Origin of the sequence: Aeromonas sp. R9-2 (assembly GCF_040908025.1) — a bacterium.
GTDB classification, from domain to species: Bacteria; Pseudomonadota; Gammaproteobacteria; order Enterobacterales; family Aeromonadaceae; genus Aeromonas; species Aeromonas veronii.
In genome coordinates this window covers 119,067-144,614 of the sequence record NZ_JBFOCX010000029.1, presented here as the reverse complement: position 1 = coordinate 144,614, position 25,548 = coordinate 119,067, and the positions used below count along the sequence as shown (strand labels likewise).

Sequence of the window (25,548 nt, the reverse complement as noted above, 5' to 3'; positions counted from 1 at the left end):
GAATGCAGAAAAAAGGGGCTGCAGCCCCTTGATTCAAATCAGATAACGCCGAGTTCACGGCCGATGCGGATAAAGGCGTCGATCGCCTTGTTCAGCTGCTCGCGGGTGTGAGCGGCAGACATCTGGGTGCGAATGCGGGCCTGACCCTTGGGCACGACCGGGAAGGAGAAGCCAACCACATAGATGCCGGCTGCCAGCATGCGGCTTGCCATTTCGGAGGCCAGTTTGGCATCCCCCAGCATCACCGGAATGATGGCGTGGTCGGCGCCAGCCAGAGTGAAGCCTGCGGCGCTCATCCGCTCGCGGAAGTAACGGCTGTTCTCTTTCAGACGTGCGCGCAGGTCGTGACCTTCCGCCAGCATGTCGATCACCTTGATGGTGGCGGCAACGATGGAGGGGGCCAGCGAGTTGGAGAAGAGGTACGGGCGGGAGCGCTGACGCAGCCAGTCGATCACCTCTTTCTTGCCGGAGGTATAGCCGCCGGATGCGCCGCCGAGCGCCTTGCCCAGGGTGCCGGTGATGATGTCGACCCGATCCATCACGCCGCAATATTCGTGGGTGCCGCGACCGTTTTCGCCGATAAAGCCGACGGCGTGGGAGTCATCCACCATCACTAGCGCATCGTATTTGTCGGCCAGATCGCAGATGGATTTGAGGTCGGCGATGACCCCATCCATGGAGAAGACACCGTCGGTGGCGATCAGCTTGAAGCGGGCGCCATCGGCATCCGCCTGTTTGAGCTGGGCTTCCAGTTCGGCCATGTCGTTGTTGGCGTAGCGATAGCGCTTGGCCTTGCACAGCCGCACGCCGTCGATGATGGAGGCGTGGTTGAGGGCATCGGAGATGATGGCATCTTCGGCGCCGAACAGGGTCTCAAAAAGACCGCCATTGGCATCGAAACAGGAGGAGTAGAGGATGGTGTCTTCGGTGCCGAGGAAGGCGGACATCTTCTGCTCCAGCGCTTTATGCTGGTCCTGGGTGCCACAGATGAAGCGCACCGAGGCCATGCCGAAGCCGTGGCTGTCGAGTCCCTGATGGGCGGCAGCGATCAGATCCGGGTGGTTGGCCAGCCCCAGATAGTTGTTGGCACAGAAGTTCAGTACCTGCTCACCGCCGACGGCGATGCTGGCCTGTTGGGCGGAGGTGATGATGCGCTCCTGCTTGTACAACCCTTCAGCTTGCACCTGGTTCAGTTGCTCGGTCAGGTGACGATAGAATCCGTTAGACATCCTCGATCCTTATTGGCTATTTCAGCTGCGTATCAACAGAGGGCGACATTTTACTGCAATCTGTTGCGGTAAATTCAAATGATTGTGCTGATATTCAACAAATGTGAAACAGATCTCACCCAGCTGGTTGGGCCAGCTGACGGTAGTGCTGTTCCAGTTGCTGGATCTGTCCGGCCACCTGGGGTTGCACATAGGGGCGCAGCAGGAACAGCACCTTCAATACGCCTTGATAGAGCAGCGGTTTGGTGATGCGGGTGTTGGGGGCCTGGGCAATCTGGAAGGGGATCCAGCAGGTCACCACCATCTTGATGGTCTGTCCCAGATCCGGCAGGTCTTCATCGCTGACATCGATAATGCCCCCTTCGCGCAGGCTTCTGAGCAGTGCGACCACGGAGGAGCGCATCTGCTCCTGGGCCTTGAGGTACTTCTGTTGCAGCGGTTCGTCACGGCTCAGGATGTCCGGCAGGTTGGCGTAGAAGAAGCGGAACTGCCACATCAGATAGAAGATGGCATCCAGATAGCCCATCAGATCCTGCAGGGTGATTTCACGATTGCGGGTCGGCACGAAGCTCTCGCTCAGGTGACGGGCATACTGGTCGAAGATGGAGTGGATGATGTCTTCTTTATTGCGGAAGTGGTAGTAGAGGTTGCCAGGGCTGATGCCCATGTGCGCCGCAATATGGTTGGTGGTGATGTTGCGTTCACCCTGATCGTTGAACAGCTCGGTCGCGCTGTGAATGATCCTGTCTCTGGTTTTCATCACTCATTCCTCCAACAGGTTCCGCTCGGGGCATTTTTGAACAAGGTCGAATCCCCGGACGGCCCGTGATAAACTTTTCGGCAATTTCAAATTGGCTCACTATACACAGCTTTAACAAGCAGTCACATGTAGCCATCAACGTACGAGAGGCAAACTCCATGATCGTAGTAACTGGCGGTGCTGGCTTTATCGGCAGCAATCTGGTCAAGCAGCTGAACGCTCAAGGACGGACCGATATCGTGGTCATTGATGACCTGACAGACGGCACCAAGTTCGTCAACCTGGTCGATCTGACCATCGCTGACTACATGGACAAAGACGAGTTTCAGGCTCGGATCGTCTCCGGTGACGAGTTTGAAGAGTGGGACAACGGTATCGAGGTGATCTTCCACGAAGGCGCCTGCTCTGCAACGACCGAGTGGAACGGCAAGTTCATCATGGAGGTCAACTACGAGTACTCCAAGGATCTGTTCCACTACTGCATCGAGCGTGAAATCCCGTTCATTTACGCCTCTTCTGCCGCGACCTATGGTGGCCGCAACGACAACTTCATCGAAGATCCCAAGTTCGAACAGCCGCTCAACGTCTACGGCTACTCCAAGCAGCTGTTTGACCAGTACGTGCGCCGCTGGATGCCGGAGATCAACTCTCAGGTCGTTGGCCTCAAGTACTTCAACGTCTACGGCCCGCGCGAGCAGCACAAAGGCTCCATGGCTTCCGTTGCCTTCCACCTCAACACCCAGGTGAAGAAGGGCGAGAATCCCAAGCTGTTCGAAGGTTGCGATGGCTTCCCGAACGGTGGTCAGATGCGTGACTTCATCTATATCGACGACGTCTGCAAGGTAAACCTGTGGTTCTGGCAGAACCCGCAGCACTCCGGCATTTTCAACTGCGGTACCGGCCGTGCCGAGCCATTCCAGAACGTGGCCGAAGCGGTGATCAAGCATCATCAGAAGGGGTCTATCGAATACATCCCCTTCCCGGATCACCTCAAGGGTCGCTACCAGAGCTTCACCCAGGCTGACATGACCAAGCTGCGCAGCGTGGGTTATGACGCCGAGTTTAAAACCGTTGCCGAAGGGGTAGCGGATTACATGGCTTGGCTCAACCGCTAACAGGTGAGCACAACGCGGCAGTTTGAGCGCAAAACCGGAAGTGGGCACTCGCCTGCTTCCGGTTTCTGGTCTCTGTGGCTGCTTGCCGTTCCTCTCTTCTCTACCGGGTAACCGCGCGATGAATATATTGATGGCACTCTCCCAGCTCGAGGTAACGGGAGCTGAGGTCTATGCCACCACGGTTGGTAACGAACTGACCCGGCGTGGTCACAACGTCTTTTATGTATCAGATACCCTGACCAAGCCGACTCTTGGCCCCGTCTTCAAGCTGAGATTCAACAAGCGCAGCATTCTGCGCCGCTTCTGGCACGTCTTCTACCTTATCTATCTCATCAAGAAGCATCATATTCAGTTGGTGCATGCTCACTCCCGCGCCTCCGGCTGGAGCAGCTATGTGGCTTGCAAGCTGACTGGCACCCCGATGATCACCACGGTGCATGGTCGCCAGCCGGTGCACGCTTCGCGCAAGGCCTTCCATGCACTCGGCTATCGTGCGGTTGCCGTTTGTGAAGATATTGCCCATCAGATAGTCGACAATCTGGGGGTGGATCCCGCGATAGTGCAGGTGCTGCGCAACGGTATCGAAACCGACAAATTCCAGCCTGTGCCAGCGCCGGACAATCCCAAGCCGGTGATCGCCATCATTGGCCGTTTGAGCGGCCCCAAAGGGGAGCTCTGTTATCGTCTGCTCGATGAAGTGCTCGACCTGGATACCTGTCGGGTGCGGATTGTCAGCGGTACCAAGGTACCGGAGCGCTTTGCCCGTTTCGAAGGCCGTGCCGAGTTTGTCGGTTATGTCGATGATGTGCCCGCTCTGCTGGCGAGTTGCGATCTGGTGATTGGTGCCGGTCGGGTAGCGATGGAAGCACTGCTCTGTGGTCGGCCCGCCTTTGCCATTGGTGAAGCCAGGGCCATTGGTCTGGTGACGGAACGAAATCTGGACGAGGCGCTGGCCAGCAATTTTGGCGATATCGGTCCCAAGGATCTGGCTATCGATTTTGCTGCCCTGAAGGGAGAAATCGAATCCGCCCTCGCAAGCAAGGTGGTGCCGGAAGTCATTCGGCAGCGCATTCAGGATGAGTATGGCTTGCAGGGGGTAGTATCCGGCCTCGAAACCATCTATCAGGATGCCGTAGTCGAAACCCTGCGCCGCGAGATGCCCGTCATCATGTACCACCGTTTTATCGAGCAGGATAGCGAGAAAGGAGTGCATGGCACCTGGATGCCGATCACCATGTTCGAGAAGCATCTGCGACTGATGAAGTGGCTAGGCTACGAAACCCTGACTTTCCGCGATTTGGCGGACAAAGGCTTTATCCACCGTCTGCAATACGGCAAGAAGTATCTGATGATCACCGCCGATGACGGCTATCAGGACAACCTGACCCGCATGCTGCCACTGCTGGAAAAATATGGTTACAAAGCTGTGGTGTACGTAGTCACCGGCGAAGGTTATAACCGTTGGGATGTGGAGCATCCGACCAATCCGGATACCAAGGTCTCATTGATGAGTGGTGAGCAGGTCAAGGCGTTGGCCGCCAGCGGTCATGTGGAAATTGGTGGGCATACCCTGACCCATCCCCGCTTGAGCAAGCTCACACCCGAACAACAAGCCCATGAAATTCAGGAGAATAAACGCCAACTGGAGGCCCTGCTTGGCCATCCGCTGCTCTCATTTGCCTACCCTTACGGAGATATGAACGAGAGTGCCAAGGAGCAGGCTATCGCCGCCGGGTATCGTTTTGCTGTCGCTACCAATAGTGGCCCCAAAGCAATGCACCAGGACCCTTTCCAGATCCGCCGGATTGCTATCTTCCCCCGTACTGATGTATTCGGGCTGTGGCGAAAAATTCGCGGAAATTATGTGTTCAGGAAGTGAACTGATAGCTTCCTGCCATACTCAAGGTAATTAATAGGTATGACAGACTCTATAAAGCGATACTTGGAGAGTGACCGTTGCTCATCATTAATGTTTCTCTCCATTATATGCTACGTGATGTTCAAAGATTCATTTCAGGTTGTTGGCGATTTCTTTCAAACCGTTATGATTATTGGTGGTTTGGTAGCAATAGCAGTGTATCGGGATTTCTTTTCCAGAAATGTAGTATTTTGGTTGCTAGTAATTGGAGGAGTAATTCAGTTCGCAAGCTGGTTTATGTCAACTAGAACTATACCTGAACTCGCACAGCCTACTCCTAATCTCAAACCGTTTTCTTATTTAATGGTGTTTCTTGTCGTGGCTTTCTGGCTAAAGGGGTCACTTAAGAGATCGATCGTGACACTACTTGCATTTTCTGTTGGTAGTGTTTTTACGTTGTTTTATTACTCTGATTTTTTTGAACAATTTATAATTGGAATGCACGGTAGTCGAGTAGACTTTGGCTATAGAAATGCGCAGCATGGTTCCTTGATAATAGGCGCAGCTTTCATTTGTACACTTTGGTTTATATATACTATTGCGCCACGGAAAATAAATAACAAAGGTATTGTTGTTTCAATATCATGTTTGTTTTTGGTTCTTTTAGGGGCATTGTTGATGATGTTACAGTCAAGACAATCTTGGCTGGCAGTGTTCATATCTATATTTTTGATACCATTGTTATATGCTTATTTTAGAGACAGGGTTTCACTCAGAAAGATTATCATGCTCTATGGTATATTATTCGTCATCGGAATTCTCATATACCATGTTGATTTTGTTCATAATCGTATTTATGCTGGCTTTTCACATCCAGGTGATTTACATAACATGTTATCAGGGAACTGGCGGGAGGTGAAAGATATAAGTATTGGTGTCAGGCTACAGACATGGCTGGAGGCGATTAATTGGTTTTACTCTCATCCTATTTTTGGTACTGGTGATGGCAGCCGCGCTTTAGTTATTACTCAGTCAACTGTTTTGCCTGACTATATTAAGGCGGAATTTAGACATCTGCATAATTCAAATTTTGAAACTGCAGTTTCTTATGGTGCAATGGGGCTCGTATTCACCTATGTACTGATGTTTTATCCTGTATACAAGGCTGTGAGGAGTAATGCTCCTACCTTAATAAAAGGTATTGCCATTAGTTTCTTGATCTATTGGCTAATAATTAATAATTTTGAATCGTTCTTATATATGCGTTCAGGTCAATGGGTTTTCAACACCTTTATGGGAACAGTGTATTCATTTGCATTATATAGTGACTTTCTTGAATATCAATCTCGCCGAAATAAATTGGACGAATATAATATATGAAAATTTTTATTGTCAGCTTAAAAAATGCTGAGTCTCGCCGTGAACGAGTTAAGCGAGTTTTGGCAGAACTTGATGTTGAGTTTGAATTTTTTGATGCAATAAATGGTTTTGCTGGACTGCCCGAAAGATTACAAGGGTGTCCGGATGATATGCACCGAAAATTATTAAGAAGTCGTCCACTGACTCCCGGTGAGAAAGGCTGCTATGCAAGTCATTATTTACTATGGGAGAAATGCATAGAGCTAAATGAGCCGATAATTATCCTTGAGGATGATTTTCTACCGACAAGATATTTCTGTGATATATTCGAAGCCCTACCTAAACTACATGAAAAATATGAGTATTTGAAGCTGGAGCCGCAGATCGGTGACGCGACGGCACTGGAATATGAGCATGGAATACAAACAATGCTCTGGCATAACAATGTTAGGTGGACGACGGGATATAGTATTAATCCTGAAGGAGCCAGAAAGCTGGTTGGTTGCAGTAGCAGATGGCTATGTTCAGTAGATAACTTTATTGGTGAGTCATATCGACACAAAGTCCAGTCAGTCGGTGTGCTGCCATATGCAATATATAGCCCTGGTGATATGGAGAGTGGAATTCAAAACAAGGTGGCCTTGGCTAAGGTGCCGCTACTTTTTAAGGCATCTCGAGAAACATATAGGTTTTATCGCTTTGTAAGAATGTATTTTTGGAATAAAAAATATAAAAATCAGAAGGGATAACATGAAAGCTTCAAAAAATAATACAGGAATAGGTTGTGATAAAATACATGCAATATGGTTGGGGGACCGCTTGCCACCACTTGCACATGTATGTATTGATGATTGGAGTAAGCAGGGGTATGAATATAAAATATGGTTAGATTGCGACCCTAAAATAAAAGATTGGATAGCTGGGTGTGAATTTTCAAGGCGATGCTATGAAAAGGGGCTCTATGCTTTTGTGACTGATTATCTTCGCTTGAAAATTCTTGCTGAAGAGGGCGGTCTATATATGGATACGGATGTTACAATAAATAAAAACCCGTTTGGTATTTTCCATGAATATAATTTCGGGGTTGGTTATGAAGAGGGTGATAGAATTGGTACGGCAATAATTTACGCCAAGCAGGATTCTTCTACATTAGCACGGTTGATCCATTTCTACGAGAATGAAATCATGAAGTCAGAGCTCTATATGGGGCCTGATATTATGACCCATATTCTTAAAAGTGAGTCGATTGTAGAAAATGTTGGGGTTTTTGATAAACATTATTTTTATGATTATAGTGGCGAAAAAATAAATTACACTCCACACCCAGATAGATATGTAACACACTGGTTTCAACATAGTTGGAAACGCTCAAACGGATTAGTATTTCTGAAATCAAAACATAAGGGTATGTTGGGGTTTCTATATGAATATCAAAAAGAGCTATTTCGCTTCAGGAGTTAAGGAATGATACGCTTTTTACATTCATTCTTAACGCTTGATGTCGATGATAAAATGTGAGTTGCAGTTGGGAAACGTTGGTGAATAACTGTTAAAGTTCCAGTCAAATTTTTCTGGTTGGTATGAATTTGATGGTTGTGTTTAGTGAGCGCTACAGCAAGATGATGTTTGGGGCCGTTATTTTGTCTGGGCTGATGTTATCTTGGTTGTTCTTTAGCCACCAACTCCTCACCGGCGACCAGACCCAGATGCTCTACAAGGGCTACCTTGGGGCTTATGAGGGGGTCTGGCTCAGCTATGGCAATGCGGCGAGTGCGGTGGGCAATGTGCCGGGGAGTTTGTCGGCCTGGCTGATCGGCGGGCCGCTGCTGCTGTGGGATTCTCCCTATGCCCCCATGGTGTTGCTGCTGGCGATGCGGTTGGTCGGATTCCTGCTGTTTGATGCGGTGATCCGTCAGGTGTTTGATGACAGGGTGCGTCTGCTGTTTCTGGTGCTCTGCTGGCTCAACCCCTGGTTCCAGTACGAGAGTCTGCTCTACAACCCCTCCTATCTGTTCCTCTTCTCGGCCATGCACTGCTGGTCTGCCTGGCATATGCGCGAGCGGGCCTCCTTTTGGCACATGATCGTTCACCTGCTGGCCATCGGTATGGCGATGCAACTGCACTACTCCTGGCCGCTGCTGGCGGTAATGTCCACCTATCTGTTCTGGCGCCGCATTCTCAAGGTGAGCTGGAGCGGGGTGGTGGTGGCTATCCTGCTGATCGGTGCCTCCCTGATCCCTTACGCCATGGAAGTGATGAGCAACAGCCATATCACCCAGAACGTCGATCCCGAGGCGCGCCAGCGCTATATCGGCTGGGGGCTGGTGCATGTCTATCCGGTGCTGAAATCAGTGCTCTACTGGCTGCGTTACGGCTCCTGGCTGTTTGCCAGCAAGCTGGTCAACGATACCCAGTTCATCTGGTTGGCGGGGCACGAATACCTGCAGATGGCGGCAGTCTGGCTGTGGCGGGTGGTGATTTACGGGGTCGGCTCGGCGACCGTATTGCTGGCGGCCAAGGCCAACTGGCAGCTGTGGCGTGAGCTCAAGCCGCGCCTGCTGCGCAGCGACCGCGCGCCAGTGGATGGTGAAAGCTGGCTCGGTCTCTATGCACTGGCGGCGGTGCTGGCTGTGCTGGTGAGTGCGGCGCTCTCACCCATCATCTTCAACTACTGGCACCTGATGCTGATCTTCCCCTACGCCCTGTTCCCGATCCTGCTGTTGCTGGTGCGTTGGAGCCGCCGTTACCCGCAGTGGGTTGGCAAGGGGCTGCTGGCAGCCACCCTGTTCTGCACCGCGGTGAACCTGATCGCGGCGTGCGACAGCACCAAGTTCTCCTATCAGGCGGACTATAAAACCCAGGTGCTGGAGTATCTGCAAGAGATGAAGCTGCAACCCAAGCAGTGAGTCATTCACGGCCAGCCCCGATCTCGGGGGGCTGGCTGTCACTATTCTAAACGGTCCATATGGGCGAAGTTTTTGGCTTCGGCAACCCAACCCTCACGCCCCTGCTTGTCCCGGATTTTTACCCACCACTGGTTCTGCGGTGACCGGCCGTATCTGATCTCTTTGCGCGCATAGTCATAATCGAGAATGAAGGTTTTGCCCTTGTACCAGAACAGGCTATTGCCTTCGCCCAGTCCGCCGAGGATATAAAGCGTTTCCCCTGCCTTCATATTCAACAGCGGCCCTTTGCCCTCCTTGCTGTAGCCCAGCTTGACCGATCTGAGTATTTCGACGATCCCCGGTTGTTCGGTAATGACGACCCCGGTCAGCCCTTCCACCTGCTGGCCGCGGGGTAGCCGGAACAGCGCTTTGGCCGTCAGGGATGGCTCGGCTCTGACGATCACCTCTTGCTTGGTAGTCCACGACTGATAGGTACAACCTTCAAACGGGCAGCGACCCCAGTCGTAATAGGGCAGGCGCGGCTTTTCATCAGAACTTACAGTCGCAGCAAACAACGACAACAACAGCAAAAACAGTCTCATGAATTTACCTGTCCAGCGGGGCGCTCACCCGCCGGTTTGATGAATGGGGCCGCACTATATCTCAAGAGACCAAAATCCATCAAAGCAGCGGGATTATTGATTTTCACCGCAATAAAACGGGGACCCATTGGTCATTGGAGTAGGGGGCGAAAGAGGCCGAAGCGCGTCGGGAGCGGATAGCCCGCCCCTTTGCCTTGTGCCATGCTGATGGCTATCAGGGCATCGGGTCGGCACCTATGGGCATCTCTCGTTCGGGCACGCGTTTGTTATTACTGCTATCGGCACTTCTTCTCCCTCTTATGACCATCAGCCAGGCCGTGGCGATCAACGCGCCACTGCGGGGATGTGTCTTCCAGCTGGCGCCGCTGGTCACCATCGATCAGCAGGGCGAGGTCTCCGGGCCGGTGATCGACTACTTTCGCCGTCATATCGAACCCGCGATCGGGCGCACCATCGAGTGGCAGGGGCTCAATGTGGCGCGGCTGCTCAGCAACCTCGAGAGCGGCGAGTGCGATCTGACCCCGCTGCTGAGTTACAGTCCCGAGCGTGCTCGTCACTTTCGCTATATCGACCCCCACCTGTTGCTGTTGCGGCCGGTGCTGGTGGTACTGGTGCCATCGCGACTTCACGCGGTCGAGCGGCAGGAAGATCTCTACGGCACCACCATCGGCTGGTCGAGTCAGGCGATCGTGCCGCTGCTGTTGCAGCATCCGCAGATCCACATCGACACCCTCTCCCAGCTCAGCTGGGAGCATGGCAACATGCAGAAGTTGCTGCGTGGGCGGATTGATGCCGCGCTCTTCTCCAACGATATCTCCGCCAACCATTTTCGCGCCAAGCTCCCTGCGGCGACCCGCCTCATCTACCTGCCGGTCACCCCGCTGCAGGTGCATATCGTGCTGAACAAGTCGTTGGGGGATGGCAATCCCGAACTGGTGCAACATATGCGTCAGATGGTGGAGCGGGTGCCGCTCGCCTCGCTGGTGGAGCCAACCCCGCGGCTGTGGGGGCGTTGAGAGGGGTTGCGTGCAATAATCTACAAGTCCAAGGCCCGCTTCTGGTGTATCTATAAGCCATGAATACCACCGATTCCCTCATCCGCTACTGGCAATCCCCGCACCTGCCGGGGGTCGAGCTGTCACACTCCCACCACAGGGCGTTCAGCTACGGCCGCCATGTCCATCTCGACTACCATATCGGGCTGGTGCAGCGGGGTGGCCAGAAGTTTATCCACAAGGGAAACAGCCACCATCTGGTGCGCGGGGTGCTCTCTACCGTCAACCCGGACGAGGTGCACGACGGCCTCAGCCTGCTGCCGGAAGGGTACGAGGTGCGGGTCTTCGCCATCGATCCGCAGCAGCTGGCGCTCTGGCTGCCGGAGCAGCCGGAACCCTTCTTCGACAAGGGATTGCAGAGCCGCCCCGACCTCTATCAGGGCTTTGCCCAGCTACACGGCTATCTCGACAACCCCAAGGCCGATGGCCTGCTGATCGAGAGCCAGCTGCTCGCCCTGCTGGGGGAGCTGCTGCATCTGGCCCCCGAGGTGCACCAGCTTGCCGATCCCCAGTTGCGATTCCTGCGCGACTACCTGATGGCTGCCCTCGACGAGCCCCACTCGCTGGAAGAGCTGGCGGGGCTGCTCGGGCTCGATCGTTTCGCCTTCCTGCGCCAGTTCAAGAAGCGCAGCGGCATGACCCCCTACGCCTGGCTGAAACGGCTGCGGCTGGAGCAGGGCAAGCGGCTGCTGGCGAGCGGCATGGCGGTGAGCGAGGTGGCGCTGGCGGTCGGTTTCTTCGATCAGAGTCACTTCCACCACGGCTTTCGCCAGGCATTCGGTCTGACACCCGCCGAATTTCGTGCCCAGATGCAATCTTTTACAAGCCGCGCCCCCCGCTGATCCGCCATGCTGGCTCTCCGTCGTTAAAGCGAGAGTTGTTATGCTGACCAGTTTGTTCGTTACCCTCGGCCTGATGCACCTGATTGCACTGGCCAGCCCCGGCCCCGATTTCGCCCTGATCCTGCGCACCAGCCTGCACCGGCCGACCGCCCTTGGCGCGGCGCTGGGCATCTCGCTGGCGATCATGGTGCACGCTACCCTCAGCCTGACCGGGATCAGCATGCTGATCGCCAGTCACCCGCTGCTGTTTATGGTGATCAAGTGCTGCGGTGCCCTCTATCTGGGCTGGTTGGGGTGGGGCGCCCTGATGGCGGCTCGCCAGCAGAGCAGTACAGTGATGGCCAGCGCCGCCAACGAGCTGCGCGGCTGGGGCAGGGGCGTGCGCACTGGCCTTGCCACCAATCTGCTCAACCCCAAGGCGCTGGTGTTCTTTATCGGTCTGTTGGCCGCCATGGTGACGCCAGAGGTGGATGGGATGACCCGCAGCCTGCTGGTGGGCGAGCTCTTCATCATCTCCCTCTGCTGGTTCGGGCTGCTGGCGTGGAGCCTCTCCACCGATCGTGCCCAGCGCCTGCTGCTGCGGGTGCAGCGGCCACTCAATCTGGTGACCGGCGTGCTGTTTGCGGTGGTCAGCCTCTCCATTCTGGTGAGCATGGGGGCCGAGCTGATGGTCTGACGGGTGGGCGCATGGGCCTATACTCCAACAAGGTTTACCTGTCAGGAGTACCCGGCCATGCGTCTACTGCCTCTTTGCTGGTTGTTGGGGATGACCCCGGCTCTGGCGGCCCCGGTTCAGCTCAAATTGCTGGAGTGGGGCTATCTGCCAGCGGGTTATGAACAACAGTTTGCCGACTACGCCAACGCCCATGGGGTGGAGGCGACGGTCAGCCGGATCGAGCCGCTGCTGACCGATTTCGACAGCGTCTACCGCGCCCTGCGCACCCGCAGCGCCGATGTGGTGCTGCCGACCAGCTACTTCTACAAGGCCCATCACCAGCCGCTGTTCAAGCTGCTGCTCCCCATCGATTTCAGCCGTCTGCAGCACTACGCCGAGGTGAAGCCCGCCCTCAAGAACACCGAGTATGACAAGCAGGGGGAGCGCAACTACTCGGTGCCCTTCTCCTACGCCATGTTCAGCCTCGCCTATGACAGCAAGCAGGTGCCGCAAGCGCCCACCAGTTGGCAGGTACTCGCCAACAGCTCGCTGCCGGGTCAGTTTGCCGAGTTCTGCGACCAGTTCGAGCCGCTGCTCTTTTCGGTGCTGCTCTCGCTGGGCAAGTCGCCCGCTCTGTTTGCCAGCGGCGAGATGCTGGCCGACAAGACCTTGCAGCAAGAGGTGGAGCAGCAGCTCTCGCAGCGGCTGCGAGCCAGTCGCGGCTTCTGGTTCAATCAGGCCAACCGCTGTGAGGATCTGCGCCAGCAGACCTTTGCCACCACCTGGGGGCTGGAGCTGGTGGAGTGCAACAAGCAGAACGATCAGCAGTGGCGGATCGCCATGGTGCAGGAGGGGGCCATCTATGCCCTCGATGCGATCTCCATCGCCCGCCATGTCGGGGATGATCCCGCACGGCTCAAGGCCGCCTACCTGCTGGTGGATTTTCTGCTGAGCGCGCCGCTGCAACGCCAGATGCTGGTGGGCACGCCCACCATCTCGGCCAGCAATATTGCCTCCCGGCCGCCCCTCAGTCCGCAGGAGCAGGCGGTGCTGCCGGATCGCCCGCTGCCGGAGTTTGACGAGCGACTGCTGGTGCCCGCGCTGCCTGCCCATATCAAGAATCGCTACAAACGGATGGTACAGCAGGCGATCGTCGCCAGCGGCAAAGAGGGGCTGGTCAAGCAGTGTCCCTGGGATCTCGATAACTGATGGGGGTGCCTGTCGCTTGTCCGGCGGCAGGCAAGTTTGCGCAAGATGGCTGATGATCGGTCATCGCGTGTTCCAGGGCATTCCCCCATTCAACCCACGCCGCTCGTTGGCCCCCATCGTTTGAAAAAACTGCGCGCTTACCGCAGCCCCAATTAGCCGGATTAAACAATCAAACCCTCGCCAGATTGCCGTTCGTACCTTGGCTGACCCTGTATAAAAGCACCGCAATTGTGACAACTTGGATGTGAGCTGAACAATCCTGATCTGTCCCTTGTAGGAAGGTGATGAATAGGTTATTTCTCTGTGACATTGGCGGCATCCGGCACGGGTTCTCCAGCCATGTGGTGCGAAATCCACAGCAAAAACAAACAGTAAAATGCAGGAGCAAATATGAAAAAGGTCGTGATGGTTGCCGTGGCTGCGGCCCTGCTGGGTGGCTGCGCCGTCAAGAATCAGGTATCCCACAGCTTGCAGGCGATCCCGCTGACAGCCTTCCAGCAGAGCGAGAGCAACCCCAATCAGCGCGTCTACAAGGAGCCGGGCGTTGACCTGCGCCAATACAATGAGGTGCTGCTCGATCCGCTGCAGTTTATTCGTCAGGAGAATGGTCAGTGGTATCTGCTGACCGCCAACGAACAGAACCAGATTGGCCGCTACTACCACGACAAGTTCCAGAGCGAGCTGATCAAGCAGGGCGTCAAGATCGCCACCGCCCCCGGCCCGAAAGTGATGCGGATCCAGGCCGCCGTCACCAACTTCGACCTGACCCGCCCCGACCCCAAGCTGCGGGATCTGCTGCCAGCCAAGATCGCCATCAACGTCACCCGCGAAGTGATCGGCAAGGAGCCTTACCTGCTCAAGGTGGGCAGCATGGCCCAGCTGCTCGACTCCCGGAGTGGCAAGCTATTGGTACGGGTGATGGATGCCCGCGAGAGCACAGATACCACCCACAAGGATGAGCCCATCACCGCCGAGGAGATGGAGAAGATGATCGACCAGTGGGCGGCCAGCCGCGCCAAACAGCTGGCGGACAATCTTGGGAAATAAGAGCGGAAAATCAGCCTCAGAAAACCGGTGCAGACAGATCGAGAGAGGGAGCCAGCGGCACCCTCTTTTTGTCTCCATTTTTGTCCGCACCGCTGCCGCTGGCATGGCCGCGTAGCCCTTGCGGGATAGGCGATCGGCCCGTCGCCGAGTCCGCCGTTTCGCTGTCAGCGGTGAAACCGGCTGCCGATTTCTGCTTTTCTCGCCCGCATTCTGGCAGTTAGGATGACCCCTCCCGTGACCACATCCTCATAGAAAAGGAACCGCTATGACCCGCCACCCCTGCATCAAACACTGGCGCGAGCTGCAAGAGCAGACGCCGCGCTACTACTCCGGCAGTCAGGAGCCCCTTTCTCGCGGCTGCGCCCTCGGCAAGCACTTCGGCTTTAGCCGCATCGGCATTCACCACGAGATTGTCGAGCCAGGCCACCGTACCAGCTGGCCCCACGCCGAGAAGACCGAGGATGAGTTCGTTCACGTGCTGGAAGGGACGCCGGATGTCTGGCTCGATGGCGTGCTCTATCGGCTGCAACCGGGGGACTCGGTGGGCTTCAAGGCCGGTGACGGGCTGGCCCACGCCTTTATCAACAACACCGAGGAGATCGTCCGCCTGCTTTGCATTGGCGACACGGATCGGGAGGACAACCGCATCCACTACGCCGTGCATCCCGAGCGCAATATCACCCTTGGCAAGCTGCACTGGGATGATGTGCCCGAGCGCGAGCTGGGGGATCACGACGGCCTACCCGACAAGCTGCGCAAGCGCAACGGCCCCTTCTAGGGCGCAGCTCTTCTGCGTACCAGCCCAGCACCACCCGATATAAAAAAGCCTGCCGCGTGGCAGGCTTTGCTATCTGTTTGCCGCCTGTAGCGAGCGGCGCTTATTGCAGGTTGAGCCCGCCCAGATAGTCGCGCTTGCCGAGATCGACCCCGGCGCGGCGCAGCAGGGCGTAGGCCATGGTGAGGTGGAAGTAGAAGTTGGGAATGCCGTACTCATGGACGCAGGTATGGCCATCCATCCCCTTGCCGCCCGCCCAGTGGGGCACGTAACGGCCGCTGGCGTACTGGCTGTAGTCCGCGTCCAGCTTGCCTTGCAGATAAGTTATGGTCTTGCCGATATGGGCGCGCAGATCCGCCATGGTTTTGGGATCATCGCCCATGGCCGGCAGTTCGCTGTGGCTGGCGGTGGCGACCACGGCGCGGGCCGAATCGCAGCAGATCAGTACCTGCTTGGCCAGCGGCAGCATATCGACGATCAGCCGCTCGCCGAAGAAGTTCTCCACGTTGAACTGCTTCGCCGCAGCGTGGGCCTCGGCCTTGGCCAGGCAGTGGTCGAGGTTGGTCAGCATCTTGATGAACTGGGCGGTAATGTCGCGATTCATGAGCACTCTCCATCTTGTTGAAACAGCGGCCCGCTTGCGCGGCCACAGTGAATGAGACTGGCTAATCGGCCACCAATATACCCCAACCGCTGCCGGGTTCGAGCCCGCCGCGACGAAAAGGGCAGGGTAGCGTTACTTCGCGCGACAGCCGCTGGCCAAGCAGTTCTGCTCGCTTTTTGAACCTGCGAGTCCCTTATCGCCCCTTTTTTGATCTGTGACATAAATCACCTTTTTTCAGGGGCGTAGGCTGAATGCCGTTGTCCTGGACAGACGCCTGCGCATCCGCCAGGACACAAGAAAAGGAGAATGAAATGAAGATCTATGACCGTAACCGCAATGTGCTGAATCTGGGTCAGCGCGTCATGATTGCCGCCACTGGCGCAGTCGATTTTCTGAAAGAGGCCCACACCGACAATATGACCCCCTATCAGGCGGAGCATGAGAAGTGCGTGCTGCTGGCAAACTCCGGTGAGCGCTACGCCCCCATCGAGTTGATTAGACTAGGCTGATCCCTTTCCCTGTCACCCTACTCTTTACAATTCACCCGACCGCCGCGCCCCATCTGGCGGCCGGGTTTCTGAGTTCCCCCCTTCATCCCACCAAATGCCGAAAAATTGAACCGGGTCACACCCCGACCGATTTGAGTGATTGTCAGCCAGCGCAGGCTCATGCGAACCTTTAAACCCCGTTAACTCACTAAAAAATAACGACTATGTTCAGGCAAATAATGATGAGTGCCGCCCTGCTGTCGGCGGCGCTGCTTTCCGGTTGTGCTTCCGTACCTATGGCCGATGCCACCGCAGACGCTCAGGCCAAGCAGTTTGTGGCGCCCAAGGATGCGGCCAACCTCTATATCTATCGCAACGAGACCTTCGGTGCCGCCGTCAAAATGCCGCTGCTGGTGGATGGTATGGCGGTCGGCGATACCGTGGCCCACACCTACATCCTCAAGCAGGTGACACCGGGCAGCCACACCATCACCTCCAAGTCGGAGAACGATGCCACCCTGACCCTCAGCACCGAGGCGGGTAAAAACTACTACGTCTGGCAGGAGGTCAAGATGGGCCTGCTAATGGCCCGCTCCAAGCTGAGCCAGGTCAGTGAGGAGGAAGGCAAGCAAGGGGTGATGGAGAGCAAGTTGGTCAAGTGACCAGAGGCTTCCACCAAAAACAAGGCGTAGCTCCACCAGTTACGCCTTTGCCCGAAAGTGAGTGTTCCAGATTTCCTGTCCATGTAGGTTCGATTAGCGAAGCGTAATCGGACGATCGCGTAAGTAACATCCGCATCATCACGGCCCGCAAGCAGATCGAAGTGAGGCAAGGCTATGCTTGGCTTTTCAGTCTCAACGAGGGGAAAGGGATGGCCAATTGGCGGCGGGCATGGTGGCCCGGAGGAACCTGGTTCTTTACCGTCAACCTGCTGGAGCGGCGCAACAACCGGTTGCTGGTGGAGCAGATCGACCTGCTGCGCCGCAGCGTTGCCAAGGTGCAACAGGCTCACCCCTTCGCCATTCACGCATGGGTGGTGTTGCCCGACCATCTCCACTGCATTCTCTCTTTGCCGGAGGGGGACACCGATTTCCCCCTGCGTTGGCGGCTGATCAAAAGCCACTTTTCCCGCGCCCTGCCGGTCAATGAGCGGCGCAGCCAGACGCGGCTACGTCACGGGGAGCGGGGCATCTGGCAACGCCATTATTGGGAACACCTGATCCGGGATGAGCAGGATTACCGCCGCCATATGGATTACGTCCATATCAACCCGCTCAAACATGGTCATGTCACGCGGGTGGCAGATTGGCCGTATTCCACCTTCCATCGTTACGTGGCGAATGGCGTCTATCCGCCGGATTGGTGCGGGTCGGTGGATGGGGTGGGGGGATTGGAGTAAATCTATCAAGGGTTATGCCAATGTGAACGTCCGATTACGCGATCGTCCGATTACGCTTCGCTAATCGAACCTACGGTCCTACCTACCGTAAGAAAGAATCTGGGGTACATAAATACTGTGCTTCAAATCGATCTTTAATTTGTAGGAAGCTAAAGCGAATGCTGCATTCAAGGACTTTTCTGCTGAATCCTTATCCACTTTCTCATTTCGATGAGCAAAACCATTACGTGCATTCTTAGCTTGCGTTATCAATGCAATAACAGATGAATACTCACGATAGTTAGCAGTGCTTTGTACTTTTGATAGCATGTCATCGAACTTCGGTGAGTTCCCATTTTTATTCATGTTGCCATTTGCTTCTCTTAAGAAAATATCAAGTATGATATGCTCTATGATAAACCAAGAGAGAATTAATGAGGTGCTGTAGTCACTATTTAAATACTCGCTTTCAGATTTTGATAGAGTGTTTAAGCATTCAATTCCCTTCTCATCTAAACGTTCTAAAACATCAAAAGCCTTTTTGTATGCATCAACATAAATTTGGCCATCTCGACTTTCTAATTCTTTGAACTCAAGATTCATAGCTGAGGTTACATTAGGGCATGTCGGGATGAATGTTGTTGGTTCATCGAGGTTTTGACCGCTTTCACCGAAGAATTTCATGCACATGGTTTCATGAAGGGTGATTTCTATTGGGATAATTGGCGTGGCACAGCCTGAAGTGTAATCCTTTGATGTCAAAGCTAGTAGATAGTTAAAGACATTAGCGACCTTAATTAAATTTTTACGCAATTCAACAGTTTTGAAAAAGTCATCCTGTTGTGTTGTTGCTAGTCTCTTTGTGTTGCTTGATATCCAAACCATACCCGGTCTTGTTACTATTATAGAAAGATCTTTCCCTTCAGCAGCAAAAACCACATCTCTTATAAAAAGAGATTTATTTTTTCTGGTATTAAAGTCATACCAATGCTCATCAGCATCTACTACAACCCAAACATATGGTTTTGGTGTAAAACCTAAAAAGTAAACGTTATTCATTAGCGTTGCCTGGTAATTAATTTGAATGCATTAATAACACTTGTTGTAACCTGATGCCAGCATCGTAGGTTCGAATAGCGAAGCGTATTCGGACGATCGCGTATTTAAAGTTGTCGCGATAGGCAATATAAAAATCAACCCGGCCTAAGCCGGGTTGGTTTTTTCAAAAAGCAGGAAAAATCAGAGTGCTTCCAATCTGGCATACGCCGTCACCAGCCACTTGGCGCCGACGTCATCGAACTGGATCTGCACCCGGCTCTGCTGGCCGACCCCTTCGAAGTTGAGCACGATTCCTTCCCCGAATTTCGGATGGAGCACCCGCTGGCCGAGCTTGATGCCGCTGGCGTCAAAGCTTTGCTGCACCTCGTTCTGGCTAAAGCGGCCGTACTGGGTGGGGCGGCTGACCTGAGTGCGCAGCCGGATCTCTTCCAGACACTCGGCGGGCATTTCGCGGATAAAGCGGCTCGGCTTGTGGAACATCTCGCGGCCGTAGATGCGGCGGCTCTCGGCATAACAGATGTAGAGCTTCTCCATGGCGCGGGTCATGCCGACGTAACAGAGGCGGCGCTCCTCTTCCAGCCGGCCCGACTCCTCGGTGGATTGCTGGCTGGGGAACATCCCCTCTTCGACGCCGACCAGCAGCACCAGCGGGAACTCCAAGCCCTTGGCGCTGTGCAAGGTCATCAGCTGCACCGCGTCGGCATATTCGTCCGCCTGATTCTCGCCGGACTCCAGCGCCGCGTGGGCGAGGAAGGCGGAGAGATCGCTCATATCTTCCAGCTCGTCCGGGCGCTGGTACTGGCGGCAGGCGGTGACCAGTTCGTCCAGGTTCTCTACCCGCGCCTGGGATTTCTCGCCTTTTTCCGCCAGATACATCGCCTTGAGGCCGGAGTTCTGGATGGCGATATCAGCCTGCTGGTGCAGCGGCAGCAGGGAGACCTGCTCCTCCAGCGCGTCGATCAGCTCGACAAAGCCGCGCACCGCGTTGCCGGCGCGACCGGTCAGCACCTTGTCATTGAGCAGCGCCTTGGCCGATTGCCACAGGTTGAGCCCCTGATCGCGGGCGTTGCCGCGCAGGATCTCGAGGGTGCGATCGCCGATGCCACGGGTCGGGGTGTTGACCACCCGCTCGAAGCTGGCGTCGTCGCCACGGTTGTTGATAAGCCGCAGGTAGGCCATGGCGTCTTTAATTTCCTGCCGTTCGAAGAAGCGCAGGCCGCCGTAGATGCGGTAGGGCATGGCGTCCTGCATCAGTGCCTCTTCCAGCACCCGCGACTGGGCGTTGGAGCGATAGAGAATGGCGCAGTCGGCCAGGAGGCCACCTTTTTCCTTCCAATCCTTGAGGCGGCCGACCACGAAGCGCGCTTCGTCCACCTCGTTGAAGGCGGCGTACAGCGAAATCGGCTCGCCCTCGGCCCCTTCGGTCCACAGTTCTTTACCAAGGCGCTCGGCGTTGTTGGCGATGACGCTGTTGGCCGCTTTGAGGATATTGGCGGTGGAGCGGTAGTTCTGCTCGAGGCGGATGGTCTCGGCGCCCTGATAGTCGGTCAGGAAGCGCTGGATGTTCTCGATCTTGGCGCCGCGCCAGCCGTAGATGGACTGGTCATCGTCGCCGACGATCATCACCTTGCCGCTGTTGCCCGCCAGCATCCGCAGCCAGGCGTACTGGATGCCGTTGGTATCCTGAAACTCGTCCACCAGGATGTTCTGGAAGCGGTCGCGGTAGTGCTCGAGGATGTGCGGCTTGTTCAGCCACAGCTCGTGGGCGCGCAGCAGCAGCTCGGCAAAGTCCACCAGACCGGAGCGATCGCAGGTCTCCTGATAGGTCTTGTAGATCTGCTGATAGGTGCGGGTGACGGGGTCACCGTAGAGGTCGATGTCGCCGGGACGGAGGCCTTCGTCCTTCTTGCCGTTGATGTAGCCCATCACGGCGCGCGGGGCCCAGTGCTTCTCGTCGAGGTTGAGCGCCTTGAGCACCCGGCGAATGAGACGGTACTGGTCGTCGGAGTCGAGGATCTGGAAATCCTGCGGCAAGCCCGCATCAAGATGGTGGGCCCGCAGCAGGCGGTGGGCGATGCCGTGGAAGGTGCCGATCCACATGCCGCGCACGCCGTCGCCGATCACCTTCTCGACCCGGCCGCGCATCTCGGCCGCCGCCTTGTTGGTAAAGGTGACCGCGATGATGGAGAAGGGTGAACAGCGTTCCACCTGCATCAGCCAGGCGATACGGTGCACCAGCACCCGGGTCTTGCCCGAACCGGCACCGGCCAGCACCAGCAGGTTGCTGCGGGGCGCCGCAACGGCATCTCTTTGCTTGTCGTTGAGCCCGTCGAGCAGGGTTGAAACGTCCATCACCACTCCTGTTTATTTATACAGGCGGGGATTATACGGCCATCCCCCCTGCCAGACCAAATCCAAACTCGGGGGGAAGGGAGAGATGGGGGCTTGCAGGGGGGCCGATGCGGCCATTTTTGGCTGGCGCAGAGAGAGGAGGACGGGGAGGTTTCCAGCTGTAGCCAATCCTTGCTCGTGCGGTTTGTGGGGATTTTGCGAGCCGGATCACGGGCTTGCCGGGGGGCTGGATGAATAAGAGGGGAAAACGGTTTACAGTAACTTGCTGAACAATAAGAGAAATGTCGTTTGGGTCTTTTGGTTGTTAGCATAAAAAACTGAAAAGTAGCTAAAAAACAACTGCTTATAAGGTTATTTGCTTAGAATTCAAACCGTTAACGCAAACGTTTTTCCCTTATCATTTGCTTGACCCGCATCGGGGCTGACTTAGAGTAAGCCTGCGTGCTAGATAGCCTGCTCTGACAGGCAAGCAAGTTCCCTCACTTAATAACAATCAAGGATACGATCGTGACTAAAGTGCTCAAACTGGCCACCGTGGCCTCCCTCACTCTCGCTGCTCTCTCTGCTCAGGCTGCTTCCGAGCCGGCCGTGATCTATGACACCGCGGGCAAGTACGACAAATCATTCAACGAAGCCGTGTTCCGTAACGGCGTCGAGCTTTACAACAAGGACAAAGGGGTAAAGGTCAAAGAGTTTGAGCCCCAGAACGAAGCCCAGCGCGAGCAGGGTCTGCGTCGTCTGGCCAGCCGTGGCAACGGCCCGATCGTAGCGGTCGGCTTCAACATGGGTTCTGCGGTAGAGAAGGTTGCGACCGAATTCCCGAAAACCCAGTTCACCATCATCGACATGGTGGTCGACAAGCCGAACGTCCAGTCCGTCATCTTCAAGGAGCATGAAGGTTCCTTCCTGGTGGGCGCACTGGCTGCCATCGCCTCCAAGAGCGGCAAAGTCGGCTTCGTGGGTGGCATGGATATCCCGCTGATCCGCAAATTCCAGTGCGGTTACGAGCAGGGTGCCAAGTTCGTCAATCCGAAGATCGAAGTGTTCCAGAACATGGCGGGCTCTACCCCGGCCGCGTTTGCTGACCCGGCGAAAGGTGCCGAGCTGGCCAAGTCCCAATTCGCCAAGGGCGCTGATGTGGTTTACGCCGCAGCCGGCGGTACCGGTATCGGTGTCTATCAGGCAGCCAAGGACAGCGGCAAGTTCGCCATTGGTGTGGACTCCAACCAGAACCACCTGCAACCGGGCACCATGCTGACCTCCATGGTCAAGTCTGTGGGGCTGGCCGCTTACCAGACCTGGGATGACGCTGCCAAAGGCGAGTGGAAGCCGGGTATCAAGAACTTGGGTCTGGCCGAAGGCGGTGTGGATTGGGCGCTCGACAAGGACAACGAGAAGCTGATCACCCCGGAAATGAAAGCCAAGGTGGATGCCATCAAGGCTGAAATCATCGCTGGCAAGGTCAAGGTTCATGACTACATGAGCGATAACACCTGCAAATACTAATTAGATAGTTGCTACGACTCTCAACGCACCACCGGCCCGCACGGGCCGGTTTTTAGTCTTATTTCATGAAACGCAGGGCTGCATCATGGACCAGACAGATCGCTATGCCATCGAATTAAGAGGTATCGATAAGCGGTTCGGCGAAGTGTACGCCAACAAGCTGATCGACCTTAAGGTTCGCAAAGGCAGTATCCACGGCATTGTCGGCGAAAATGGCGCCGGTAAGTCCACCCTGATGAGCATCATTTATGGTTTCTACCATGCCGACAAAGGCGAGATGCTGATCGACGGGAATCCTTTCAAACCCCATGGCTCACAAGATGCGATTGCCGCAGGCGTGGGCATGGTTCACCAGCACTTCATGCTGGTCAATAACTTCACCGTATTGGAAAACGTCATCCTCGGCGCTGAGAACGGCTGGCACCTTCAGCAGAGCGTGGCGTCAGCCGAAAAGCTGCTGGGCGAACTGGCGCGGGATTATGGCCTCGACGTGCCGTTGCACGAGAAGGTCGAAGATCTGCCGGTTGGCTTGCAACAGCGGGTCGAAATTCTCAAGGCGCTCTATCGCGGCGCCCGCATCCTGATCCTCGACGAGCCGACCGGGGTGCTGACCCCGCAAGAGGCGGATCACCTGTTCGAGGTGCTGAAAAAACTGCGGGATCAGGGGGCGACCATCATCCTTATCACCCACAAGCTGCGGGAGATCCTGGCCATTACCGATCAGGTTTCCATCATGCGCCGTGGCGAGATGGTGGCCCACGTCGCCACCAAGGATACCGACAAGGAGCAACTGGCCGAACTGATGGTGGGCCGCAAGGTGCGCCTCAAGGTCGACAAGGGGCCAACTCAGCCCGGTGAAGCCAAGCTGAAGATCGAAGGGCTCAGCTACGTCGACGCCAGCAAGGTGGAGCGGGTCAAATCGGTCAGCTTCGAGGTGCGGGCCGGTGAAGTGGTCGGCATCGCCGGGGTCTCAGGCAACGGCCAGTCCGAACTGCTCAGTCTGCTTGGCGGCATTCTCAAGCCGAGCAAGGGTGGCTTTACCATCAGCAGCCGCAGCGGCGTGCACAAGGTGAGCGCGGAGCACCCGGCCGATCCCGAGCTGGTGCGCAACTACGGCCTCGGCCATGTGCCGGAAGATCGCCACAAGATGGGTCTGATCAACCGCTTCGAGGCGAAAGAGGCCTTTATCCTCGGTTATCACCGCCGCCCGCAATACAACAAGGGGTGGCTGCAGAACAAGGAGGCGATCCAGCAGGATTGTCAGGCCAAGATGGAGAAGTGGGACGTGCGCCCGCCCCATCCCGATCACAAGACCGCCAACTTCTCCGGTGGCAACCAGCAGAAGCTGGTGATCGCCCGTGAAGTGGAGCAGGACCCGGATGTGCTGTTGATCGGCCAGCCGACCCGCGGGGTCGACATCGGCGCCATCGAGTATATCCACCAGCAGATCATCGCCATGCGTGACAAGGGCAAGGCTGTCTTGCTGGTCTCGGTGGAGCTGGACGAGATCATGAGCCTCGCAGACCGGATTCTGGTGATTGCCGACGGTCGCATCGTCGGCGAGCTGGATGGTGCTAAGGCGGATGAGCGCACCATTGGTCTGATGATGGCGAACATAGTGCCGGACGAAGTTGCCAAGGAGGCCCACTGATGAGCCAAGTACGTATTCCTGCCTGGGTCTCCGTAGGCGTCTTGTCTGCGGTCAACATCCTGCTGGCCTTCCTGGTGTCGGCCATTCTGTTCTACTACCTCGACATCAACCCGGTCGATGCCGCCAAGATCATGTGGTACGGCGCGTTCGGCACCGGTGAAGGGGTCGGCTTCACCCTCTACTACGCAACCGGCTTTATCTTTACCGGTCTGTCGGTGGCGGTCGCCTTCCACGCCGGTCTGTTCAATATCGGTGGTGAAGGTCAGGCCTATATCGGCGGGCTCGGTGTCGGTCTGGTCTGTCTGACGCTCGGCGATGTGCTGCCGTTTGCCCTGCTGTTGCCGCTCTCCATCATTGCCGGTGGTCTGTTCGGTGCGGCCTGGGCTTTTATTCCGGCCTGGCTGCAAGCCAAGCGCGGCAGCCATATCGTGATCACCACCATCATGTTCAACTTCATCGCCGCCTCGCTGATGGCCTATCTGCTGGTTGAGGTGTTCAAGCCGCCCGGTTCGATGGCGACCGAGAGCAAGGTGTTTGCCGAGGCAAGCTGGCTGCCCAAGATGAGCGGGATGGCGAGCCTGTTCGGGATGGATATCCCCAACAGCCCCCTCAATATCAGCTTCTTCTGGGCGCTGATCTGTGCGGCGCTGGTGTGGGTCTTTATCTGGCACACCCGCTGGGGTTACGAGATCCGCTCGGTCGGCGCCAGCCAGAGCGCCTCCGCCTACGCCGGTATCTCCTATCCCAAGGTGGTGATCCTGGCGATGGTGATCTCCGGCATGCTGTCGGGCTTCTTTGCCCTCAACGTGCTGCAGGGTGAGCTGCACCAGATCAAGCTCAACTTCGTGGAAGGGTTCGGCTTCACCGGTATCGCGGTGGCGCTGATGGGGCGCAACCATCCGGTCGGCGTCATCATCGCCAGCCTGCTGTTCGGTTTCCTCTATCAGGGGGGCGCAGAGCTCAGCTTCGAGTTCGGTGTCGACCGCAACATCGTGGTGGTGTTGCAGGGTCTGGTGATCCTGTTCTGTGGCGCCCTTGAGCACATGATGCGTCCGCGCATCGAGCAGCTCTATCTGGCGTTTGCCAACCGCTCAGCCGCGCAAGCTAAAGGAGTCTGAT

24 protein-coding genes are annotated in these 25,548 nt (G+C 55.9%); 18 read left to right on the top strand and 6 right to left on the bottom strand.

All coding sequences use genetic code 11. The features are described 5' to 3' along the window. Window positions 1-38 precede the first annotated feature (38 nt). Together AB5Y71_RS16645 and AB5Y71_RS16640 are read right to left on the bottom strand one after the other, a co-directional pair. Window positions 39-1,229, bottom strand: coding sequence for a glycine C-acetyltransferase (locus AB5Y71_RS16645; protein ID WP_368172033.1), 1,191 nt, complete (start codon window positions 1,227-1,229; stop codon window positions 39-41). A 115-nt stretch (window positions 1,230-1,344) separates the two neighbouring features. Beyond that, window positions 1,345-1,989 carry a TetR/AcrR family transcriptional regulator gene (locus AB5Y71_RS16640; protein WP_005340848.1) on the bottom strand — a complete coding sequence of 215 codons (645 nt, stop codon included), beginning with the start codon at window positions 1,987-1,989 and terminating at the stop codon, window positions 1,345-1,347. A gap of 158 nt (window positions 1,990-2,147) precedes the next feature. Between AB5Y71_RS16640 and rfaD the strand changes: the two genes are divergently transcribed. The 6 genes from rfaD to AB5Y71_RS16610 all read left to right on the top strand — a co-directional run bounded on the left by rfaD (window position 2,148) and on the right by AB5Y71_RS16610 (window position 9,227). Beyond that, window positions 2,148-3,104 (top strand): ADP-glyceromanno-heptose 6-epimerase, encoded by a 957-nt coding sequence (rfaD, locus tag AB5Y71_RS16635; protein WP_040069912.1) that lies wholly within the window; start codon window positions 2,148-2,150, stop codon window positions 3,102-3,104. 118 nt (window positions 3,105-3,222) lie between these two features. Further along, window positions 3,223-4,983, top strand: coding sequence for a polysaccharide deacetylase family protein (locus AB5Y71_RS16630; protein ID WP_323918340.1), 1,761 nt, complete (start codon window positions 3,223-3,225; stop codon window positions 4,981-4,983). A gap of 39 nt (window positions 4,984-5,022) precedes the next feature. Further along, entirely contained in the window at window positions 5,023-6,342 is a 1,320-nt protein-coding gene (locus AB5Y71_RS16625; RefSeq protein WP_120416324.1) for an O-antigen ligase, read from the top strand. Beyond that, complete coding sequence (locus AB5Y71_RS16620) at window positions 6,339-7,070, top strand: glycosyltransferase family 25 protein (RefSeq protein WP_120416325.1); 732 nt, start codon at window positions 6,339-6,341, stop codon at window positions 7,068-7,070. Before AB5Y71_RS16625 ends, AB5Y71_RS16620 begins: the two co-directional genes overlap by 4 nt. Window position 7,071: 1 nt before the next feature. Beyond that, entirely contained in the window at window positions 7,072-7,782 is a 711-nt protein-coding gene (locus tag AB5Y71_RS16615; protein WP_120416326.1) for a glycosyltransferase family 32 protein, read from the top strand. A gap of 245 nt (window positions 7,783-8,027) precedes the next feature. Beyond that, window positions 8,028-9,227, top strand: coding sequence for a 3-deoxy-D-manno-octulosonic acid transferase (locus AB5Y71_RS16610; RefSeq protein WP_368172041.1), 1,200 nt, complete (start codon window positions 8,028-8,030; stop codon window positions 9,225-9,227). Between the two features lie 41 nt (window positions 9,228-9,268). On the opposite strand, the gene AB5Y71_RS16605 is transcribed toward AB5Y71_RS16610, so the two are convergent. Continuing rightward, complete coding sequence (locus AB5Y71_RS16605) at window positions 9,269-9,808, bottom strand: hypothetical protein (protein WP_227272787.1); 540 nt, start codon at window positions 9,806-9,808, stop codon at window positions 9,269-9,271. A gap of 299 nt (window positions 9,809-10,107) precedes the next feature. Between AB5Y71_RS16605 and AB5Y71_RS16600 the strand changes: the two genes are divergently transcribed. From AB5Y71_RS16600 to AB5Y71_RS16575, 6 genes are all read left to right on the top strand, one after another. Further along, window positions 10,108-10,824, top strand: coding sequence for a substrate-binding periplasmic protein (locus AB5Y71_RS16600; protein WP_368172032.1), 717 nt, complete (start codon window positions 10,108-10,110; stop codon window positions 10,822-10,824). Between the two features lie 59 nt (window positions 10,825-10,883). After that, window positions 10,884-11,705: an AraC family transcriptional regulator gene (locus tag AB5Y71_RS16595; protein WP_005357044.1), complete on the top strand. Its 822-nt coding sequence runs from the start codon at window positions 10,884-10,886 to the stop codon at window positions 11,703-11,705. A gap of 40 nt (window positions 11,706-11,745) precedes the next feature. Continuing rightward, complete coding sequence (locus AB5Y71_RS16590; protein WP_368172031.1) at window positions 11,746-12,381, top strand: LysE family translocator; 636 nt, start codon at window positions 11,746-11,748, stop codon at window positions 12,379-12,381. A 57-nt stretch (window positions 12,382-12,438) separates the two neighbouring features. Beyond that, a complete protein-coding gene (locus AB5Y71_RS16585; RefSeq protein WP_368172030.1) occupies window positions 12,439-13,569 on the top strand; it encodes a PotD/PotF family extracellular solute-binding protein in 1,131 nt (376 codons plus the stop codon). A 390-nt stretch (window positions 13,570-13,959) separates the two neighbouring features. Beyond that, on the top strand, window positions 13,960-14,616 hold the full coding sequence (locus AB5Y71_RS16580; protein ID WP_005340820.1) for a DUF3313 domain-containing protein: 657 nt from the start codon (window positions 13,960-13,962) through the stop codon (window positions 14,614-14,616). A gap of 265 nt (window positions 14,617-14,881) precedes the next feature. Further along, window positions 14,882-15,394: a cupin domain-containing protein gene (locus tag AB5Y71_RS16575; RefSeq protein WP_368172029.1), complete on the top strand. Its 513-nt coding sequence runs from the start codon at window positions 14,882-14,884 to the stop codon at window positions 15,392-15,394. 100 nt (window positions 15,395-15,494) lie between these two features. Here AB5Y71_RS16575 and AB5Y71_RS16570 read toward each other — a convergent pair whose 3' ends face one another. Continuing rightward, complete coding sequence (locus tag AB5Y71_RS16570) at window positions 15,495-15,995, bottom strand: DUF1993 domain-containing protein (RefSeq protein WP_194494868.1); 501 nt, start codon at window positions 15,993-15,995, stop codon at window positions 15,495-15,497. A gap of 311 nt (window positions 15,996-16,306) precedes the next feature. Between AB5Y71_RS16570 and ydfZ the strand changes: the two genes are divergently transcribed. The 3 genes from ydfZ (at window position 16,307) to AB5Y71_RS16555 (ending at window position 17,882) form a co-directional block, all read left to right on the top strand. Beyond that, entirely contained in the window at window positions 16,307-16,504 is a 198-nt protein-coding gene (gene ydfZ / locus AB5Y71_RS16565; protein ID WP_005342516.1) for a putative selenium delivery protein YdfZ, read from the top strand. A 203-nt stretch (window positions 16,505-16,707) separates the two neighbouring features. Then, entirely contained in the window at window positions 16,708-17,145 is a 438-nt protein-coding gene (locus AB5Y71_RS16560; RefSeq protein WP_017788673.1) for a DUF2846 domain-containing protein, read from the top strand. Between the two features lie 209 nt (window positions 17,146-17,354). Further along, on the top strand, window positions 17,355-17,882 hold the full coding sequence (locus AB5Y71_RS16555; protein ID WP_368172028.1) for a transposase: 528 nt from the start codon (window positions 17,355-17,357) through the stop codon (window positions 17,880-17,882). Window positions 17,883-17,960: 78 nt separating this feature from the next. Here AB5Y71_RS16555 and AB5Y71_RS16550 read toward each other — a convergent pair whose 3' ends face one another. Then, entirely contained in the window at window positions 17,961-18,920 is a 960-nt protein-coding gene (locus AB5Y71_RS16550) for a hypothetical protein (RefSeq protein ID WP_368172027.1), read from the bottom strand. A gap of 180 nt (window positions 18,921-19,100) precedes the next feature. Beyond that, window positions 19,101-21,272 (bottom strand): DNA helicase II, encoded by a 2,172-nt coding sequence (uvrD, locus tag AB5Y71_RS16545; protein WP_255939153.1) that lies wholly within the window; start codon window positions 21,270-21,272, stop codon window positions 19,101-19,103. Window positions 21,273-21,779: 507 nt separating this feature from the next. Between uvrD and AB5Y71_RS16540 the strand changes: the two genes are divergently transcribed. The 3 genes from AB5Y71_RS16540 to AB5Y71_RS16530 all read left to right on the top strand — a co-directional run bounded on the left by AB5Y71_RS16540 (window position 21,780) and on the right by AB5Y71_RS16530 (window position 25,547). Further along, window positions 21,780-22,778 (top strand): BMP family protein, encoded by a 999-nt coding sequence (locus AB5Y71_RS16540; RefSeq protein WP_005340803.1) that lies wholly within the window; start codon window positions 21,780-21,782, stop codon window positions 22,776-22,778. A gap of 85 nt (window positions 22,779-22,863) precedes the next feature. After that, a complete protein-coding gene (locus AB5Y71_RS16535; protein WP_043821432.1) occupies window positions 22,864-24,429 on the top strand; it encodes an ABC transporter ATP-binding protein in 1,566 nt (521 codons plus the stop codon). Next, the gene (locus AB5Y71_RS16530) at window positions 24,429-25,547 is read left to right on the top strand and encodes an ABC transporter permease (protein WP_042656568.1); all 1,119 of its coding nucleotides are present in this window, start codon (window positions 24,429-24,431) and stop codon (window positions 25,545-25,547) included. Before AB5Y71_RS16535 ends, AB5Y71_RS16530 begins: the two co-directional genes overlap by 1 nt. Window position 25,548 lies beyond the last annotated feature (1 nt).

Coding starts and splice junctions, on each gene's coding strand:
- AB5Y71_RS16645 (WP_368172033.1), bottom strand. CDS start 1,229: ATGTCTAACGGATTCTATCGTCACCTGACCGAGCAACTGAACCAGGTG.
- AB5Y71_RS16640 (WP_005340848.1), bottom strand. CDS start 1,989: ATGAAAACCAGAGACAGGATCATTCACAGCGCGACCGAGCTGTTCAAC.
- rfaD (WP_040069912.1), top strand. CDS start 2,148: ATGATCGTAGTAACTGGCGGTGCTGGCTTTATCGGCAGCAATCTGGTC.
- AB5Y71_RS16630 (WP_323918340.1), top strand. CDS start 3,223: ATGAATATATTGATGGCACTCTCCCAGCTCGAGGTAACGGGAGCTGAG.
- AB5Y71_RS16625 (WP_120416324.1), top strand. CDS start 5,023: ATGACAGACTCTATAAAGCGATACTTGGAGAGTGACCGTTGCTCATCA.
- AB5Y71_RS16620 (WP_120416325.1), top strand. CDS start 6,339: ATGAAAATTTTTATTGTCAGCTTAAAAAATGCTGAGTCTCGCCGTGAA.
- AB5Y71_RS16615 (WP_120416326.1), top strand. CDS start 7,072: ATGAAAGCTTCAAAAAATAATACAGGAATAGGTTGTGATAAAATACAT.
- AB5Y71_RS16610 (WP_368172041.1), top strand. CDS start 8,028: ATGCTCTACAAGGGCTACCTTGGGGCTTATGAGGGGGTCTGGCTCAGC.
- AB5Y71_RS16605 (WP_227272787.1), bottom strand. CDS start 9,808: ATGAGACTGTTTTTGCTGTTGTTGTCGTTGTTTGCTGCGACTGTAAGT.
- AB5Y71_RS16600 (WP_368172032.1), top strand. CDS start 10,108: ATGACCATCAGCCAGGCCGTGGCGATCAACGCGCCACTGCGGGGATGT.
- AB5Y71_RS16595 (WP_005357044.1), top strand. CDS start 10,884: ATGAATACCACCGATTCCCTCATCCGCTACTGGCAATCCCCGCACCTG.
- AB5Y71_RS16590 (WP_368172031.1), top strand. CDS start 11,746: ATGCTGACCAGTTTGTTCGTTACCCTCGGCCTGATGCACCTGATTGCA.
- AB5Y71_RS16585 (WP_368172030.1), top strand. CDS start 12,439: ATGCGTCTACTGCCTCTTTGCTGGTTGTTGGGGATGACCCCGGCTCTG.
- AB5Y71_RS16580 (WP_005340820.1), top strand. CDS start 13,960: ATGAAAAAGGTCGTGATGGTTGCCGTGGCTGCGGCCCTGCTGGGTGGC.
- AB5Y71_RS16575 (WP_368172029.1), top strand. CDS start 14,882: ATGACCCGCCACCCCTGCATCAAACACTGGCGCGAGCTGCAAGAGCAG.
- AB5Y71_RS16570 (WP_194494868.1), bottom strand. CDS start 15,995: ATGAATCGCGACATTACCGCCCAGTTCATCAAGATGCTGACCAACCTC.
- ydfZ (WP_005342516.1), top strand. CDS start 16,307: ATGAAGATCTATGACCGTAACCGCAATGTGCTGAATCTGGGTCAGCGC.
- AB5Y71_RS16560 (WP_017788673.1), top strand. CDS start 16,708: ATGTTCAGGCAAATAATGATGAGTGCCGCCCTGCTGTCGGCGGCGCTG.
- AB5Y71_RS16555 (WP_368172028.1), top strand. CDS start 17,355: ATGGCCAATTGGCGGCGGGCATGGTGGCCCGGAGGAACCTGGTTCTTT.
- AB5Y71_RS16550 (WP_368172027.1), bottom strand. CDS start 18,920: ATGAATAACGTTTACTTTTTAGGTTTTACACCAAAACCATATGTTTGG.
- uvrD (WP_255939153.1), bottom strand. CDS start 21,272: ATGGACGTTTCAACCCTGCTCGACGGGCTCAACGACAAGCAAAGAGAT.
- AB5Y71_RS16535 (WP_043821432.1), top strand. CDS start 22,864: ATGGACCAGACAGATCGCTATGCCATCGAATTAAGAGGTATCGATAAG.
- AB5Y71_RS16530 (WP_042656568.1), top strand. CDS start 24,429: ATGAGCCAAGTACGTATTCCTGCCTGGGTCTCCGTAGGCGTCTTGTCT.